Source organism: Streptomyces sp. NBC_00328 (genome assembly GCF_036139655.1).
GTDB lineage: Bacteria > Actinomycetota > Actinomycetes > Streptomycetales > Streptomycetaceae > Streptomyces.
On the sequence record NZ_CP108013.1, the window covers coordinates 2,199,566 to 2,216,613 of the forward strand.

Here is a 17,048-nt window from a genome sequence, read left to right on the forward strand (position 1 = left end):
GATGGAGACAACGCTGCGAGGCGTCGGCGTGAGCCACGGTGTGGCCATCGGCGAGGTTCGGCACATGGGAACGGCGGTTCTCGAACCGCCTGCCAAACAGATCCCCCCGGAGGACGCGGCCCGCGAACAGGCACGCGCCCGCAAGGCTGTGGAGGACGTGGCGGCCGACCTGATTGCGCGCGGCAATCTGGCGGGGGGCGAGGCCCAGGCGGTGCTCGAAGCCCAGGCCATGATGGCCCAGGACCCGGAGCTGACGGCTGACGTGAACCGGCGGATCGCCGTCGGCAGCACGGCCGAGCGTGCGGTCTACGACGCGCTCGCCGCCTACCGGGCACTGCTGGCCGGCGCCGGTGAGTACCTCGCCGGACGCGTGGCCGACCTCGACGACGTGCGGAACCGTATCGTCGCTCGGCTGCTCGGTGTACCCATGCCGGGCGTCCCGGACAGCGACGAGCCCTACGTTCTTATCGCGCGTGACCTCGCGCCCGCCGACACGGCACTGCTGGACCCGACCCTGGTCCTCGGCTTCGTCACCGAGGAGGGCGGGCCGACCAGCCACAGCGCGATCCTGGCGCGTGCGCTGGGCGTGCCGGCCGTCGTGGCGCTCCCGGGCGCGGGTGAGATCGCCGAGGGCACGGTCATCGCCGTCGACGGCAGCACGGGGGAGATCTTCGTGGAGCCGAGCGCGGAGAAGAAGGCGGAGCTGGAGGCCGCGGCGGCGCGGCGCAAGGCGGCACTCTCCGCCTCGACGGGCCCCGGTGCCACCTCCGACGGGCACAAGGTGCCGCTGCTGGCCAACGTCGGCGGCCCGGCGGACGTGCCGGCGGCCGTGGAGGCCGGGGCCGAGGGCGTCGGTCTGTTCCGTACCGAATTCCTGTTCCTCGACGACAGCAAGACGGCGCCGTCCGAGGAGAAGCAGGTCGAGGCGTACCGGAAGGTGCTCGAGGCCTTCCCCGAGGGCCGTGTCGTGGTGCGAGTGCTGGACGCGGGCGCGGACAAGCCGCTGGACTTCCTGACGCCGGCCGACGAGCCGAATCCCGCGCTCGGCGTGCGGGGTCTGCGTTCGCTGCTCGACCACCCCGATGTGCTGCGTACGCAGCTCACCGCTCTCGCGAAGGCCTTGGAAGGGCTGCCGGTCTATCTCGAGGTGATGGCTCCGATGGTCGCGGACCGTACGGACGCCAAGGCGTTCGCGGACGCGTGCCGTGCGGCCGGGCTGCGGGCGAAGTTCGGCGCGATGGTGGAGATCCCGTCGGCCGCGCTGCGGGCGCGGTCGATTCTGCAGGAGGTCGAGTTCCTGTCCCTGGGGACCAACGACCTCGCGCAGTACACGTTCGCCGCCGACCGGCAGGTGGGCGCGGTGTCCCGTCTGCAGGATCCGTGGCAGCCGGCGCTGCTCGACCTGGTCGCGCTGTCCGCCGAGGCGGCGAAGGCCGAGGGCAAGAGCTGTGGTGTCTGCGGTGAGGCCGCGTCGGACCCGCTGCTCGCCTGTGTGCTGACCGGTCTGGGTGTCACCTCCTTGTCGATGGGTGCCGCGTCGATCCCCTATGTGAGGGCCACGCTGGCGAAGTACACGCTCGCCCAGTGCGAGCGCGCGGCCTCGGCCGCACGTGCCTCGGACACGGCGGAGGAGGCGCGCACCGCGGCGCAGGCGGTGCTGTCGGGCGAGTAGCCGGACGGCGCGCCTTCGGGTGACAGCGGTTTCGGTACGGAGGGGCGCTCCATCTGCGGATGGGGCGCCCCTTTCGTTTCAGTGCGTGTGGCCCGTCCCGTTTCCCTCGTCTCCGAGGTCGGGCGGTACGCAATAGTCGACGCCCGATTCCGGGGAGACCAGATCCCCGGAATCGAGGTCGGTGCAGTAGGCGTCGAACACCTCGCCCGCCGTGAGGGGCTCCAGGTCTTCGCCGCGCAGGCGCCATCCGTAGACGCGGTCGGCGGTGTCGGGGGCGGTGGTGCGCATGACGAGTCCGCAGGCGCTCCGGGTGGCGATACCGAGGGCCAGGACGGTGGTGAATTCGAGGGCTTCGGATTCGTCGAGGCATGTCGGGCCCTCGATGCGTCCCTCCGTCCGGAGTACGGCGACGAGCGTGTCGGGGGCGGAGGTGACGCTGCACACGAGGTGGAGTTCTCCCGGTCCTGCGGTGTCCACGACCCGGGTGAGGAGGTGGGCTGCGCGGATGAAGGAGGCTCGGCCGATGTCCTCGCCGCAGGTCGCGCAGGTGCCGATGCGGGCCAGGAGCGTGGTGGCGTACTCCCAGGTGGCCCGGCGGACCGCTTCGTCGACGAGGTCCGGGACCAGTTCGTCGAGGGGCTGTCCGTCGTAGGGGATGGTGGGGCCGGTCGCCGCCAATTGGGCGGTGAAGCGGGTTCGGCTGACCGGGGTGTCGGGTTCCAGGCCGCTTTCGGCGCAGAATTCGGCGTATTCCTCGGGGTCGAAGAGGGCCACTGTGGTGTGGCTGCCCTGGGCGGCGAGCGTCTTGAGCAGGGTTTCGACCTGCTGGAGATAGGTCGTGTGGTCGTCGAAGGCGAAGGTGCGATAGCGCCGCATCGCCCGGAAGTCCTGTTCGTCGGTCAGCAGCCCGATGGTGCCCGCGATCTCGCGGCGCAGGACGCGTCGCATGGTGTGGTGCTGGGTGTGCGCCATTGAATTTCCCCCTGTGCACAGTCGATCAATGCTCACTCACAGTAACGGGCGGCACTGACAACGCGGGGCGGGTGAGCCGGTCGCGCACGAGGTGGTGCTGGAACATGCAGGTCGTGGCTATGGTCGCGCCGAAGAGAGTCCAGCCGAGGGGGCCGGCCGCGATGGCTGCTGTGACAGCGAGTGGCCCGACGCTGCGCTGTACGGCTTGCGCGAGTCCGTGGACGCCGAGGTAGCCGCCCTGCGTGGTGTCCGGGGCGAGGGCCACGGAGAGTTCCCACGAGACGGTGGCATGGAGCATCTCCGTCACCGTGAAGGTGACGGCCGCCGCGGTGAGGAAGAGGGTCACGGCCACGGTTCCGCCCGTTGCGGACAGCGCCAGGACGACGCCCCCGAGGACGGAGAACACGGAGAGCGGGACGAGTAGGGCACGGGCCGCGGCAGTGGTGGCGCCGAGCCGGGCCAGGGGGACCTGGAGGGTCACGACCATCACGTTGTTCAGGACCATCAACAGGGGCGCGAGGCCGTGAGGAGCCTGTTCGGAGTGGGCGACGCACAGCGGCAGCCCGACTTTGAACACGGCGTCGTCGAGGAAGAGGACGGCCTCTGTGGCGACGTAGGCGAGGTAGGTGCGGTCGCGCCACGGGCCGGCGGGTCGGGTCGCGGGAGCCGGGTCCTTCGATGTGGCGATCGTGCGGGCGGCCGAGGGCGGTTCGCCGCAGCGGGCTGTCGCGAGAGCGACGGCCACGAAGGAGACGGCGTCGCCGACGAGCAGCCACTGGTACGCGGCGGTGGTGCCGATGGTGAGGGCTCCCGCCGCGGCGAGGCCTCCGAGGGCCCAACCGGCGTTGGCGACCGTGCGGTTGACGGCTTGGTAGCGGACGCGGTCGGGGCCCGAGACGCGGGTGGCGTACAGCTTGGTGAGGACGTTGGCGGCCCGGTCACCGAAGCTGCCCGCGGCGGAGTACGCCAGCAGGAAGGCGTAGTTGTCCGTGGTGAGCAGGGCGAAGGAGGCGAGGGCGCGCAGGAGTTGGAGCGCGATCAGCACGTGGGTCAGGGGCAGCCGGTCGGCGAGGCGCCCGCCCAGGGGTGCGCCGGCGATTCCGACCGCTCCGGCCGCGGCCGCGAGGGTGCCGATCTGTGCGACCGAGAGACCGGCGACGTAGGTGAAGTACAGGACGGAGACGGATGCCCACAGACCGCTGCCGATGCGGTCGACCAGGGCGATCCAGAGCATTCTTCGGCCGTCGAGGCCTCCTGGAATGCGTGTCGACCATGCGGCTGCGCGGCGCATCGGGCTCACGACTCCCCCTTGCTCCCCAGTATGTATTGATACATACTTAGTAACGTGGCAACACAATATTCGATCAGTGGTACGACGGCCAAGGGAATTGCCGCGTCCGTGGAACGAGGCGTGGCCGAAGGTGCCCTGGAGCCGGGCACGGCGCTGCCCCCGGTGCGCGGCCTGGCCGAACGGCTCGGCGTCAGTCCCGGGACGGTCGCGACGGCGTACAGGGAACTGCGGCAACGGGCGATCGTGGTGACCCGCGGACGTGGTGGGACCGTGGTCGCCGCCGCGCCCGCCGTGGCGTCACGGCGCCCACCCCGCGTGCCGGACGGACTGCGCGACCTGGCGGGCGGGCATCCGGATCCCGCGCTGCTCCCCGTCCTGGTGCCGCCGTCGCAGCTCTCCCCCGGTGCCCGCTCACATCGCGGCACGCCGCGTCTGGCGCGACTGGAGGAGGCCGTACGCGACTGGCTGGAGCCCGATGGGGTGCCGTCGGAGCATGTGACGTTCGCTCATGGCGCGCTCGACCTGATCGGGCGGTTGCTGTCGGTGGAGCTGCGTCCGGGGGACGCGGTCGCGATGGAGGACCCCGGCTATCACCATCTGCTGGACCTGGTCACGGCGCTGGGACTGCGCACGGTTCCGGTCGCGGTGGACGACCAGGGCATCCGACCGGATGCCCTGCGGACGGCTCTGCGGGCGGGGGTGCGCGCGGTGGTGTGCAGTCCGCGGGCGCAGAATCCCTGCGGCGGCAGCTTCTCGGCGGGACGGCGGGACGCGCTCGTCGACGTGCTCCGGGAGATGCCCGATGTGCTGGTCGTGGAGAACGATCACGCGTCGTCCGTCGCCGGCGCACCGCTGCGCACACTGACCGCGGGCGGTCTGAACCGCTGGGTCCATGTGCGCACGGTGAGCAAGTTCCTGGGAACCGACCTGCGGTGGGCGGCCGCGGCATGTGACCCGACGACACTGGCACGGCACGACGGACGCATGCTGCTGACGTCGGGCTGGGTCAGTCACCTGTTGCAGGAGACGGTGCTCGGACTCATGACGGACGCGAGCACGCGCGCGTTGGTGGGGCGTGCCCAGGAGACGTACACGCTGCGCAGGGACGCGCTGCTCCGTGAATTCGCGGATCGCGGCACACAGGGCCACGGCGTGAGCGGGCTGAACGTCTGGGTGCCCGTGCGGGACGAGTCGGCGGTGGTGAACGGGCTGCGGTCGTACGGATGGTGGGTCGCGGCGGGCGCGCGCTTCAGGACTTCGGCCGCGCCCGGTGTACGGATCTCGGTGGCGGAACTCTCAGCCGCCGACGCCGTGCGGCTGGCCTCCGACTTCACCGCCGTGCTCGGCGAGTCGGAGGCCACCTACGGAGGCTGATCAGCCGCGCTCGCGGGCCAGCTTCTCGTAGAAGCGCAGAAGTTCGACGTTGTCCACGGACCCGACGTTGACGGCCTTCTCCATGGACGCGCCCTGGAGGAGGCGCTTGACCGGGACCTCGATGCGCTTGCCGGTCAGGGTGTGCGGCACTCCGGGTACTTCGATGACCTCGTCGGGAACGTGACGCGGGGAGAGCTGTTCACGGATGGTGCCCTTGATGCGGTTCAGGAGGTCCTCGTCCAGCACGGCTCCGGGTGCGAGATGGACGAACAGCGGCATCCAGTAGCCGCCGTCGGGCTGTTCGACACCGATGACCAGCGACTCCTTGATCTCGGGAAGGCGCTCGACGGCCTCGTAGATGTCGGCCGAGCCCATGCGCACGCCCTGCCGGTTGAGCGTGGAGTCGGAGCGGCCGTGGATGACGACCGAACCTCGTGAGGTGACGGTGATCCAGTCGCCGTGGCGCCACACTCCGGGGTACGTGTCGAAGTAGCTGTCGTGGTAGCGGCTGCCGTCGGGGTCGTTCCAGAAGCGGATGGGCATCGACGGCATCGGGTTGGTGACGACCAGTTCGCCGACCTCGTCGGTGAGGGGCTTTCCACTGGGGTCCCAGGACTGGAGGTCGGTGCCGAGGCCGGCGGCCTGGAGTTCGCCGATGTACACCGGGAGCGTCGGTACCGCCCCGGCGAAGCAGGAGCACACATCGGTACCGCCGCTGACGGAGGCGATCCACAGGTCCTCGCGGACCTCGTCGTGCAGCCAGCGGAATCCGTCGGGCGGCAGGGGCGAGCCGGTCGTGGCGACGCACCGCACCCGGCCGAGGCCGAAGTCGCGCGAGGGGTGGACCTCCGCCTTGCGGCAGGCCATCACGTACGCGGCGGACGTGCCGAAGAGGGTCGCTCCCGTGCGTTCGGCGATACGCCACTGGGCGCCCGTGTCCGGATAGCCGGGGCTGCCGTCGTACAGCACGATCGTGGTGCCCGTGAGCAGGCCGGAGACGAGGAAGTTCCACATCATCCAGCCGGTGGACGTGTACCAGAAGAAGCGGTCCTCGGGCCCCAGGTCGCAGTGCAGGCCGAGCTGCTTGAGGTGTTCGACGAGGATGCCGCCCTGGGACTGCACGATCGCCTTGGGGAGGCCCGTCGTGCCGGAGGAGTAGAGCACCCACAAGGGGTGGTCGAAGGGGACCTGCTCGAAGACGGGCTCCACGTCGGCGGAGGTCAGCGCCGACCACTCAAGGGCATCCTCGGGCGCCTGCGTGCCCAGCAGCGGGATGTGCACGACTGCGTTCAGGGTGGGCAGTTCACGGCGCAGCTCGGCGACCGTGTCACGGCGGTCGTGCTCCTTGCCGCCGTAGCGGTAGCCGTCGACGGCGAACAGGACCACGGGTTCGACCTGCTGGAAGCGGTCGAGGACGCTGCGGGCGCCGAAGTCGGGGGCGCAGGAGGTCCAGACCCCGCCCACGGCGGCCGTGGCCAGAAGGGCGACCACGGCCTCGGGGATGTTGGGGAGATAGCCGCTGACCCGGTCTCCGGGGCGTACACCGAGGGCGCGCAGCTCGGCGGCCAGGGAGCCGACCTGGCGGCGCAGGTCGGACCACGTCACGGGGACGGACTCGTGGGTCTCGTCGACATACAGGAGGGCCGGTTCGTCCGCGCGGGTCTCCGCGGCGCGCAGGGCGTGCTCCGCGTAGTTGAGGGTCCCTCCGGGGAACCACGCGGCACCGGGCATGGCGCGGTCGCCGAGCACGCGCGCGTAGGGAGTCGAGAACCGGACGTCGAACCACTCGGTGACGGCCTTCCAGAACGTGTCCAGCTCGTCGACCGACCAGCGGTGCAGGGCCGCGTAGCCTCCGTCGGCCGGCGCTCCGTGCCGTTCGGCCGCCCATGCCTGGAACTTCGTGACCTGCGCCTGGGCGATGCCCTCGGCGGAGGGCTGCCAGAGCGGTGAGGGGTTCGTGGTGGACATGGGGCGGCTCCCGGGCTGTACGCGTCGTGTGCGTCGGTCGCGCACGAGCGGGGGTGTGCGCGTCACGCGGCTGACACGGACGATGCCATGTGATCGACTTCTTTACCAGGGCACACCGCACATAGTCGGCGACATGAAGATGTGGCGTGACAACAGGTGAACGACAGTTGAACGGCTCACTCAACGGGCGACGGTAGTGGCAGGGTGAGCAGCATGGACGGTCGTGACCTGGTGCGTTCGGTGAAAGCGGTCGGCTCGGGGGGTACCACTCAGGGGTTGCTCACGGTACGAGCCGCGTGGCGGAGGAGGCGTGCCGACGCCGCCGGGTTGCCGCAGCGGGGGGCCGAGCGCGCACGGGTACCGGGGCCGGTGCTCGGTGTGGAGCCGGGCCCCGGTGGCGGCGTCGTCCGCTTCACCCGATCGGAACTGCGGATCACCGTCACGGTGGGCGGGGCGGTCTTCTGGGGCTGGGACGCGGTCGCGCCGGAGCCGTCGTACGCCCTCGCGGGCCGCTCCCCGGAACCCGACCCGCGGGCCGTTCTGGAGCCGGACAAGGACGGCGGCTGGCGCGTCGTGGCCGAGCGGGTCACGGTAGCGGTCTCACGGCACGGCGCGGTCCAGGTCCTCACGCCCGGTGGTGTGGTCCTGCGCCGGGATCTGCCGCCCCGGTGGTGGGAACCCGTCGACGGCGGCACCGCCCGCTGGATGCAGCGTTCCGAAGTGGCGGCCGACGCACGGTTCTTCGGTCTGGGCGGCCGGGCCGCGGGGCTCCGGCTGCGCGAGGGGACGTACCGGTTGTGGAACACGGATCCGGGACAGGCCTTCGGGCCGGGCGACGATCCGCTGTACCTCACGATGCCTGTGCAGATGGTCGTGGCCGACGCGGGCACGCATCTCGTGTTCCACGACACGACCTGGGACGGCACGGTGATCCTTCGCGAGGGCAAGGAAGGCGCCGGTTCGGGGCACGACCGGGCCGGATCGTGCGAGCTGCGCATGGACGGCGGACCGCTGCGCTGCTGGATGATGGTGGGGACTCCCGCGCGCGTGCTGCACTCCTGGGCGTCGCTGACCGGTGCCGCGGCTCTGCCGCCCGCGTGGGCGCTCGGTCACCAGCACGCGCGGTGGGGCTTCGGCAGCGAGCAGGAGGTACGGAGGATCGTCGCGGGCTACCAGGAGCGGGGCCTGCCGCTGGACGCCGTACACCTGGACATCGACCACTACGACGCCCACCAGGTGTTCACCGTCGACCGCGACAGGTTCCCGAAGCTTCCCGTGCTCGCCGAGGAGCTGCGGCGCGACGGAATCCGGCTGGTGTCCGTCATCGACCCGGCGGTCAAGGCGGAGCCGGGCAACGCCGTGTACGACAGCGGCCTCGCCGAGGACGCCTTCGTCCGGGACTCCTCGGGGCGGCTCGTGCGGGGCGTCGTATGGCCCGGGGAGGCCGTCTACCCGGACTTCACGGACGCGCGGGCGCGCGCGTGGTGGGGCGGTCTCTACGAGGAGCGGCTCGCCCAGGGGTTCGCGGGGTTCTGGCACGGCATGAACGAGCCGACGTCGTTCACGGCGTTCGGGGAGCCGACGCTGCCGCGTTCGGCGCGGCACGCCCTGGAGGGCCGCGGGGGTGACCACCGCGAGGCGCACAACGTGTACGCGCTGGGCATGGCCCGGGCCGCCTACGAGGGCCTGCGTGAACTCGCGCCCCAGGAGCGGCCGTTCCTGTTCTCGCGTTCCGGCTGGGCCGGACTGCAGCGCTACGCGGGAACGTGGTCCGGGGACGTGGCCACGGGCTGGCCGGGGCTGCGGGCGTCGTTGTCCCTGGTGCTGGGGCTCGGCCTGTGCGGGGTGCCCTACTCGGGACCCGATGTGGGCGGTTTCGACGGCAGCCCGTCGCCCGAGCTCTATCTGCGGTGGTTCCAGCTCGGGGCGTACCTCCCGCTGTTCCGCACGCACGCGAGCCTGCGGGCCGGGCGCAGGGAGCCCTGGGAGTTCGGTGACGAGGTGCTGGAGCACGCGCGCGTGGCGCTCGTCGAACGGCGGCGGCTGCTCCCGTACTTCATGACACTGGCGCACATGGCGCGCCGCACGGGCGCTCCCTACGTCCGGCCGTTGTGGTGGGGCAGTCCCGAGGACCGGGCGCTGCGCGACTGCGAGGACGCCTTCTTGCTCGGCGACAGCCTCCTGGTGGCGCCGGTGCTGGACCCGGGTGCGCTCCGGAGGACGGTGCAGCTGCCGCGCGGGCGCTGGTACGACACGGTCACCGAGGAGGCGTACGAGGGACCCGCTCAGGTGGTGGTCGACGCCCCCATGTCGCGGATTCCGGTGCTCGCGCGGGCCGGTGCCGTCCTGCCCGTACGCGGTGCCGACGGCGGTCTGGAGCTGGAGGCGTGGGCGCCCCCGCGGGGAAGCGGCGGAAGCGGTCTCCTCGTGCCGGACTCGGGCGACGGGTGGGAGGAACCGGAGGCCCAACGCCATGTGTCCCGCTGGCAGGAGGACGAGGTGGTGGTGCGGCGGGCCGGCGGCGATGGGGGCCTGAGCGCGCCGGCGTACCCCGTGCGGGTGCGGGGACTGGGGGGACCCCGTCCCTGACCCTCAGATGTACCGCCCGTCGAACCAGGCACGGGCCGCCAGGGTGTGGAGCGGGAAGGCGAGTTCGGCGGGCCGGCGCAGCAGATGCCAGCCTTCGGTCTCGTCGGTGGCGGCGGACCGCGGAAGTTCGGCGGCGGGGCGTTCCGGGAGGAGCCCGAAGAGCAGCAGATGGCCCGCCGGAGAGCTCATCGCGTCGGCGAGCCGCACTTCCCTGCTCGCCGCGTCGATGCCCGTCTCCTCCTTGAGCTCGCGCACGACGGCCTGCCGCCAGTCCTCCCGGTGGTCGATGAATCCTCCGGGCAGGGCCACACCCCCGCGCGCGGGGGCGATGGTCCGGGTGATGACGACCAGGGCGGCGCCCCGGTCGTCGTAGACGGGCTGCAGGGCCACCGCGACCGGCAGCGGATTGCGGTAGGCGACCGTGCCGCAGGCGGCGCAGGTGCGGGGCCAGCCGGAGATGCCCTCTCCGTAGGGGGCGCCGCAGCTCGAGCAGTGCGAATCGGGCGCGAAGTCGGCAGGTGGGTGCGGGGTTTCGGACACGCCGCGGACTGTAGTCCATCACCGGACCGACGTCTTCAGGTTGGACCCGATGAGGCGCCCGAGGTGGAACGGCTCGGTCGGGGCGGATGAGGCGGCCGAAGGTACACCCCGCGCCACGGCCCGCTGCGGCTGGTGCTCCGGCGTCCGCAGGCACCCGTCGGTCCGTGCGGACGCCCTGCCCAATCGCCTCCCCTCGTGGCACACTTCTGACGTTCCGTCAGATCGAGTGTCCTGGAGGGACCGTGTCGCCCACACGCACACCCGTCGTCGCCGGGTGGTTCACCGGGGAAGGGAACGACTTCCGCCTGCTCGGCACACGGTGCTCGGTGTGTGCCTCGGTGTTCTTCCCACGCGAGGATGCCTTCTGCCGCAATCCGGGGTGCGCGGGCGGCGAACTGGCGGAGGTGCCCCTGTCCCCCCGAGGACGCGTCTGGTCCTACACGGACAGCCGGTACCGGCCTCCGTCACCGTATGTCACCGATCCGGAACTCGAGTGGGAGCCCTACGCGTTGATCGCCGTGGAACTGGAATCCGAGCGCCTCGTGGTGCTCGGCCAGGCGGTTCCCGGGATCACCGTCGCCGATCTGACGGTGGGCATGGAGGTGGAGGTCGTCCCCGGTGTGCTGCACGAGGACGAGAAGACGACCTGGACGACGTGGCACTGGCGGCCTGCAGAGGTGACGGCATGAAGGACTCGGGGCGGACGGGGGTGACGGCGTGACCGGTGATGTGGCGGTGCTGGGTGTGGGGATGCACCCGTGGGGCAAGTGGGGTCGCCGTTTCGTCGAGTACGGGGTCGCCGCGGCGCACGCGGCACTGACCGACGCGGGGATCGGCTGGCGGGACGTCGACTCGGTCGTGGGCGCGTCCACCGTGCGCGGAGGCTATCCGGGGTATGTGGCGGGGGCGACGTTCGCGAAGGCCCTGGGGTGGCAGGGAGCACGCGTGGCGAGTGTGTACGCGGCCTGCGCCTCCGGGGCTCAGGCGCTCGGCACAGCACGCGCCCAGATACTCTCCGGCCTCGCCGAGGTGGTCCTCGTGGTGGGCGCGGACGCGGCGCCCAAGGGGTTCTTCCGCCCCGCCGGCGGGGACCGGCCGGACGATCCGGACTGGCTGCGCTTCCGTGTCCTCGGGGCGACGAATCCGACGTACTTCGGGCTGTACGCGCGCCGCCGGATGGCTCTGTACGGCGACACCCCGGAGGATTTCGCCCAGGTGAAGGTGAAGAACGCGGCCCTGGGCGCGCTCAACCCCAACGCCCGCTACCGCAAGCCGGTCACGGCCGAGGAGGTCGCCGCGTCGGCCGTGGTCGCCGATCCACTGCGACTGCTCGACATCTGCGCGACCTCGGACGGCGGCGCCGCCGTCGTGCTGGCCGGCATGGAGTTCGCACACCGACACGGGGTCGCCGACCCGGTGCGGATCCGCGCGGTGTCGACCGTGTCGCCGCACTACCCGAACACCGTCCTGGATCTGCCGGACATCGCCACGGACTCGGCGGCCACCGTCGAGCCCGCGGCCGGAACCTTCCGGGCGTCCATCGCCCGAGCGGCTTACGAGGAGGCGGGTATCGGCCCCGAGGATCTCTCGTTCGCGGAGGTCTACGACCTGTCGACCGCGCTGGAACTGCAGTGGTACGAGGACCTCGGGCTCTGCGGGGAGGGCGAGGCCGCCAAACTCCTGCGGGAAGGCGCCACGGCACTCGGCGGACGCATACCGGTGAACGTCAGCGGCGGTCTCGCCTCCTTCGGAGAGGCCGTTCCGGCGCAGGCCATCGCCCAGGTGTGCGAGCTGACCTGGCAGTTGCGCGACGGTGCGGGTGACCGGCAGGTCGCCGGGGCACGGGTGGGGATCACCGCGAACCAGGGGCTGTTCGGCCACGGCTCTTCGGTCGTGGCGGTTCGGTAGCCACGCGGCGGCCCTCACCCCACCGGGGGGATCCGGAGGACCTGGCCGGCCCACGGTCGGCTGCTCCCTGGGATGTTCCGAGCGTCTTGTCCGACACGGGCCGCACCGCGCGCGTGTCACTCCGGGAGCGATGCGCGCGGCGCGCCCGGAGCCTCCTCCACACCTACTGTGACGACCCCGGAATCCTGCGTGAACACCTCGTGAATCGCCCACCGGCGTACGCCGTCGGCGGGACCATGCTGCTGTGACCTCCTGGACGGATATGGTCCGTTTCGCCTTCCAACCGGTCGTCAATCTGACGACCGGAGGGGTCGCGGCGCTGGAGACGCTCGCCCGTCCGGAGTCCGGCGACATCCTGGCGCGAGCCCGCCGCGAGCCCGAACTGGACGGCCGGCTGGCCGCGTTGGCCATCCGGGCCGCCGCCCGCAGGGAGACACTGCTCCCCCTGCACGTCAACGTGTTCGCCGGAACCCTGGCCGACCTCGGCCGGCTCTCCGCGCTGCGCAACGAGGTACGGCAGGCCGGGCGGCTTCCCTGGGAGATCACCGTCGACATCGTCCCGCCGTACACGCACGTGCCGCAGCACGCCCTGCTGGAGGCGGTGGCCGCCGTGCGCGGCGAGGGCTTCCGGATCTGCGCGGACGGGATCGGCGACGGCGACATACCGCTGCGCCTGCTCACGGATCTCGCCCCGGAGCTGATGAAGCTCGACGTGTCTTTGCTGTCGCGGCCCGCGGCGGTCCGGGCGATGCGGACACTGTGCGAACAGCTCGGCGCGCTGCTGTCCGTCGAAGGCGTCGAGACGGAACTGCAGTGCGCCGCCGCGGTGTCGGCGGGCGCACAGCTCGCGCAGGGCGATCTGTTCGCCCCGCCCGCCCGGCTGCCCTCGGCGGACGTATACGTTCCGGCGCTGTCGCCCGCCGTCCGCGGCGTACCCCGGTCCGGGCCGTCCGTGGGGCAGTTCGTCCGCCCGGCCGCGCTGCTGCCGGCCACCGCGTCGGCCGGAGAGGTCAGAGCCCTGCTCACCGGGTCGCCCGAGGTGTCCGGTGTGCTGCTCGTGGATCCGTTCGGGATACCGGTCCGCTCGGTGCACCGGTCACGCTTCCTGCTGTCGATGTCCGGGCGCTACGGGCACGCCCTGTACGCCGACCGGCCCGCCGCCAAACTGGGTGACGCGCCACGTACGGTCGGCGTCGACGCCACGGCCTGGGAAGTGCTCGACGTCGTCGCGGACGGGGACCGGGAGCGCACGTCCGACGATGTCGCGGTCGTCGACCGGTACGGGCGGTGCGTGGGCGTCGTACGCCTGGCGGACCTCGTACGGGCGCTGTCGGAGAGCCGGGTCGAGGAGGCGGCGGGGCTCAACCCGCTGACCCGGCTGCCTGGTTCGGACACGATCACCGGGGAGGTGGACCGGCGGATCGCGGACGGCCGGATGTTCGCGCTGAGCTGGCTGGACATCGACCATTTCAAGCAGGTCAACGACGGAGCGGGGTTCGCGGCCGGCGACGAGCTGATCCGGGCGGTGGGCCGGATGCTCCAGCACTCGGCGTCCGAGGCGACGTTGGTCGGCCACATCGGCGGCGACGACTTCCTGGTCCTCGCCGACCCCGACACCCTCGACCCGCTGGCCGCGTCGGTGCTCGACACACCCTGGTCCGCGGGCGGCCGCGCGGTCACACTGTCACTGGCCACGGTGCTGTGCGCGCCCGGCAGCGTGATCGACCACCGGCAGGCGGCCACCTCTCTGGCGCCCCTCAAGCAGGCCGCCAAGGCTCTGGACGGGGCGAGCTGGGTGCTGGGGCGGGCGGGGCTGCCCGGGCATGAGATCCGGCGCGGCACCGGGGCCGGTCCGACGGAGTCGTACGGGCAGACGCTGACCGGCTGAACCGACCGAGCACCTCGCCCCGCCCGACCGGTCGATCATCCGATCACCTGACGGCCCGACTGTCCGATCACTCGACAGCCTGATCATCCGGCTCCCTAACGACCGATCACATGGCCGTCTGGCCGTCTGGCCGTCTGGCCGTCTGGCCGGAAATGGTCCACTCGTACGGCGCCGGCACCCCTCCGCGGCACGTCCATTTCGCGCCTCCAACCGGTGCGGTCCACGACCTTGACGCCCCCTGGGCGCCGGTGAACACTTCCGGGTGTCGTCGGCATCGCCGCAATCGGGCGCCATCAGGCACCGCACCGCTCGGGTTCCGACCCGAGCCCAGGGTGGTTACCCACGGGCGATTCCACAGCGACGGCACGCTCGTCACGGACGCCGGGCGGGGCGCGGGAACTCCCTGCCTTCGGCTGAAGCAGCCATGGGAACGCACTCTGCACGGTGACCCGGAGCGGATCGTTCCGGGCGAGAGTCCAGGAGCCGCCATGAGCAACGGAGACATCTTTGTCGGCGAGTTGATCGGCACAGCGATTCTGATTCTCTTCGGCGCGGGTGTGTGCGCCGCTGTCACCCTGAACAGATCGAAGGCCCAGGGAGCGGGCTGGATCGTCATCGCCTTCGGCTGGGGCTTCGGCGTTCTGGCCGGTGCCTACACCTCGGCGCCGCTGTCGGGAGGGCAGATCAACCCGGCGGTCACCATCGGGTTCGCGATCGAGGGTTCCACGAAGTGGTCGGACGTGCCCTTCTACATCCTCGGCCAGTTCGCCGGCGCCGTCATCGGCGCGGTCCTGTGCTGGCTGCTCTACCTCGGACAGTTCAACCTCAACGCCGAGGACGACAAGGCCATCGAGACGCTGGGAATCTTCTCGACGCGTCCCGAGATCGACAATCCGGTACAGAACCTGATCACCGAGATCATCGCCACCGCCGCCCTGATGCTTCCCATTCTCGGACTCGTCGGCGGCGGCAAGCACGTCGCCGGCATCGGCGCCGCGGGTCTGCCGGTCCTGCTCATCTCCTTCCTCGTCGTCGGCATCGGTCTCTCGTTGGGCGGCCCCACCGGGTACGCCATCAACCCGGCCCGCGACCTGGGGCCGCGCCTCGCCCACACGCTCCTGCCTATCCCCAACAAGGGCACTTCGGAGTGGAGATATTCCTGGATCCCGGTGGTCGGCCCGATCGCGGGTGCCGCCGTCGGCGCCGGGATCTACAACGTGGCCTTCTGACGTATCGCCACCACCCGAAGTGCGGCCTCCTGACGAGACAGCAGCCTCCTGACGAAGAACACGTAAGGGGACGACATGACGGACACATCCGAGAAGTACGTCGCCGCGATCGACCAGGGCACCACCTCCAGCCGCTGCATCATCTTCGACCACGGCGGCGCGATCGTCGCCGTCGACCAGCGCGAACACCGCCAGATCTTCCCCAAACCGGGCTGGGTGGAGCACGACGCCACCGAGATCTGGTCCAAGGTGCAGGCCGTGGTCGCCGGAGCGCTCGCCAAGGCCGGACTGCGCCCCGACCAGCTCAGCGCGCTCGGCATCACCAACCAGCGCGAGACGACGGTTCTGTGGGACCGGGCCACGGGCAAACCCGTCCACAACGCCATCGTCTGGCAGGACACCCGCACGTCGGCTCTGTGCAACGAACTGGGCGGCCCGGACGGCCAGGACCGCTTCCGCGAGCAGACCGGACTCCCGCTGGCGAGCTACTTCTCCGGGCCCAAGGCGGCCTGGCTGCTCGACAACGTCCCGGGCCTGCGCGCCCGCGCCGAGCACGGTGAGATCGCCTTCGGCACCATCGACTCGTGGCTCATCTGGAACCTCACCGGCGGCACCGACGGCGGGCGGCACGTCACGGACGTGACCAACGCCGGGCGCACCATGCTGATGAACCTGGACACTCTCCAGTGGGACCCGTCCATCCTGTCCGCGATGAACATCCCGGAGGCGGTGCTCCCCGAGATCAGGTCCTCCGCCGAGGTGTACGGGACAGCCGTGGGCCAACTCGGCGGTGTGCCGGTCGCGTCGGCGCTGGGCGACCAGCAGGCGGCGGTCTTCGGCCAGGCCTGCTACGAGGTCGGCACGGCCAAGAACACCTACGGCACGGGCAGCTTCCTGCTGTTGAACACCGGCAACAGGCCCGTTCCGTCGAAGAACGGACTGCTGACCACCATGGGGTACAAGATCGGCACCGAGGCCCCGGTCTACTGCCTCGAAGGGTCGATCGCGATCACGGGCGCCCTGGTCCAGTGGTTCCGGGACCAGTTGGGCATCATCCGTTCCGCCGACGAGATCGAGACACTGGCGGCGAGCGTCGAGGACAACGGCGGCGCGTACATCGTGCCCGCCTTCTCGGGCCTGTTCGCCCCCTACTGGCGCTCGGACGCGCGCGGTGTCGTCACCGGGCTCACGCGGTACGTCACGAAGGCGCATCTCGCACGGGCGGTCCTGGAGGCCACGAGCTGGCAGACGCGTGAGGTCGTGGACGCCATGTACCAGGACTCCGGGGTACGGATCACCACCCTGAAGGTGGACGGCGGCATGACCAAGAACCATCTGCTGATGCAGCATCAGGCGGATGTCCTCGGCGTGCCGGTGATCCGTCCGAAGGTCTCCGAGACGACCTGTCTGGGTGCCGCGTACGCGGCGGGGCTCGCGACCGGGGTGTGGAACGACCTCGACGAACTGAAGTCGCACTGGCAGAAGGACGTCGAATGGACGCCGTCCATGGAGGCCTCGGTGCGCGACAGCGAGTACGACAACTGGCGCAAGGCGGTGGAGAAGAGCTTCGGCTGGCACGACGACACCGTCGAATGACCTCGGCGCCCACGCGCGCGC

At 71.1% G+C, this 17,048-nt stretch carries 12 protein-coding genes; 8 read left to right on the forward strand and 4 right to left on the reverse strand.

Annotated features, from left to right (window positions below; all coding sequences use genetic code 11):
* Position 1: 1 nt before the first annotated feature.
* The gene (ptsP, locus tag OG485_RS09585; RefSeq protein WP_328666706.1) at positions 2 to 1,672 is read left to right on the forward strand and encodes a phosphoenolpyruvate--protein phosphotransferase; all 1,671 of its coding nucleotides are present in this window, start codon (positions 2 to 4) and stop codon (positions 1,670 to 1,672) included.
* 78 nt (positions 1,673 to 1,750) lie between these two features.
* Here the strand turns inward: ptsP and OG485_RS09590 are convergent, their stop codons facing one another.
* Together OG485_RS09590 and OG485_RS09595 are read right to left on the reverse strand one after the other, a co-directional pair.
* Positions 1,751 to 2,644 (reverse strand): hypothetical protein, encoded by an 894-nt coding sequence (locus OG485_RS09590; protein ID WP_328666707.1) that lies wholly within the window; start codon positions 2,642 to 2,644, stop codon positions 1,751 to 1,753.
* A 25-nt stretch (positions 2,645 to 2,669) separates the two neighbouring features.
* Positions 2,670 to 3,878: an MFS transporter gene (locus tag OG485_RS09595; protein WP_328666708.1), complete on the reverse strand. Its 1,209-nt coding sequence runs from the start codon at positions 3,876 to 3,878 to the stop codon at positions 2,670 to 2,672.
* 111 nt (positions 3,879 to 3,989) lie between these two features.
* Here OG485_RS09595 and OG485_RS09600 point away from each other — a divergent pair, with 111 nt between their 5' ends.
* On the forward strand, positions 3,990 to 5,309 hold the full coding sequence (locus OG485_RS09600; protein WP_328666710.1) for an aminotransferase class I/II-fold pyridoxal phosphate-dependent enzyme: 1,320 nt from the start codon (positions 3,990 to 3,992) through the stop codon (positions 5,307 to 5,309).
* Here OG485_RS09600 and OG485_RS09605 read toward each other — a convergent pair whose 3' ends face one another.
* Positions 5,310 to 7,277, reverse strand: a complete 1,968-nt coding sequence (locus tag OG485_RS09605; RefSeq protein WP_328666712.1) for an acetoacetate--CoA ligase — start codon at positions 7,275 to 7,277, stop codon at positions 5,310 to 5,312.
* Positions 7,278 to 7,490: 213 nt separating this feature from the next.
* On the opposite strand from OG485_RS09605, the gene OG485_RS09610 reads away from it, so the two are divergent.
* A complete protein-coding gene (locus OG485_RS09610; protein WP_328666714.1) occupies positions 7,491 to 9,866 on the forward strand; it encodes a glycoside hydrolase family 31 protein in 2,376 nt (791 codons plus the stop codon).
* 3 nt (positions 9,867 to 9,869) lie between these two features.
* On the opposite strand, the gene OG485_RS09615 is transcribed toward OG485_RS09610, so the two are convergent.
* Positions 9,870 to 10,406, reverse strand: coding sequence for an NUDIX domain-containing protein (locus OG485_RS09615; protein ID WP_328666716.1), 537 nt, complete (start codon positions 10,404 to 10,406; stop codon positions 9,870 to 9,872).
* Positions 10,407 to 10,648: 242 nt separating this feature from the next.
* On the opposite strand from OG485_RS09615, the gene OG485_RS09620 reads away from it, so the two are divergent.
* The 5 genes from OG485_RS09620 (at position 10,649) to glpK (ending at position 17,027) form a co-directional block, all read left to right on the forward strand.
* Positions 10,649 to 11,095 (forward strand): Zn-ribbon domain-containing OB-fold protein, encoded by a 447-nt coding sequence (locus OG485_RS09620; protein ID WP_328666718.1) that lies wholly within the window; start codon positions 10,649 to 10,651, stop codon positions 11,093 to 11,095.
* Positions 11,096 to 11,123: 28 nt separating this feature from the next.
* Positions 11,124 to 12,314 carry a lipid-transfer protein gene (locus OG485_RS09625; protein ID WP_328666720.1) on the forward strand — a complete coding sequence of 397 codons (1,191 nt, stop codon included), beginning with the start codon at positions 11,124 to 11,126 and terminating at the stop codon, positions 12,312 to 12,314.
* 244 nt (positions 12,315 to 12,558) lie between these two features.
* Entirely contained in the window at positions 12,559 to 14,202 is a 1,644-nt protein-coding gene (locus OG485_RS09630; protein ID WP_328666722.1) for a GGDEF domain-containing protein, read from the forward strand.
* A 488-nt stretch (positions 14,203 to 14,690) separates the two neighbouring features.
* Complete coding sequence (locus tag OG485_RS09635; RefSeq protein ID WP_328666724.1) at positions 14,691 to 15,431, forward strand: MIP/aquaporin family protein; 741 nt, start codon at positions 14,691 to 14,693, stop codon at positions 15,429 to 15,431.
* A gap of 75 nt (positions 15,432 to 15,506) precedes the next feature.
* A complete protein-coding gene (gene glpK, locus OG485_RS09640; RefSeq protein ID WP_328666726.1) occupies positions 15,507 to 17,027 on the forward strand; it encodes a glycerol kinase GlpK in 1,521 nt (506 codons plus the stop codon).
* Positions 17,028 to 17,048: the final 21 nt, after the last annotated feature.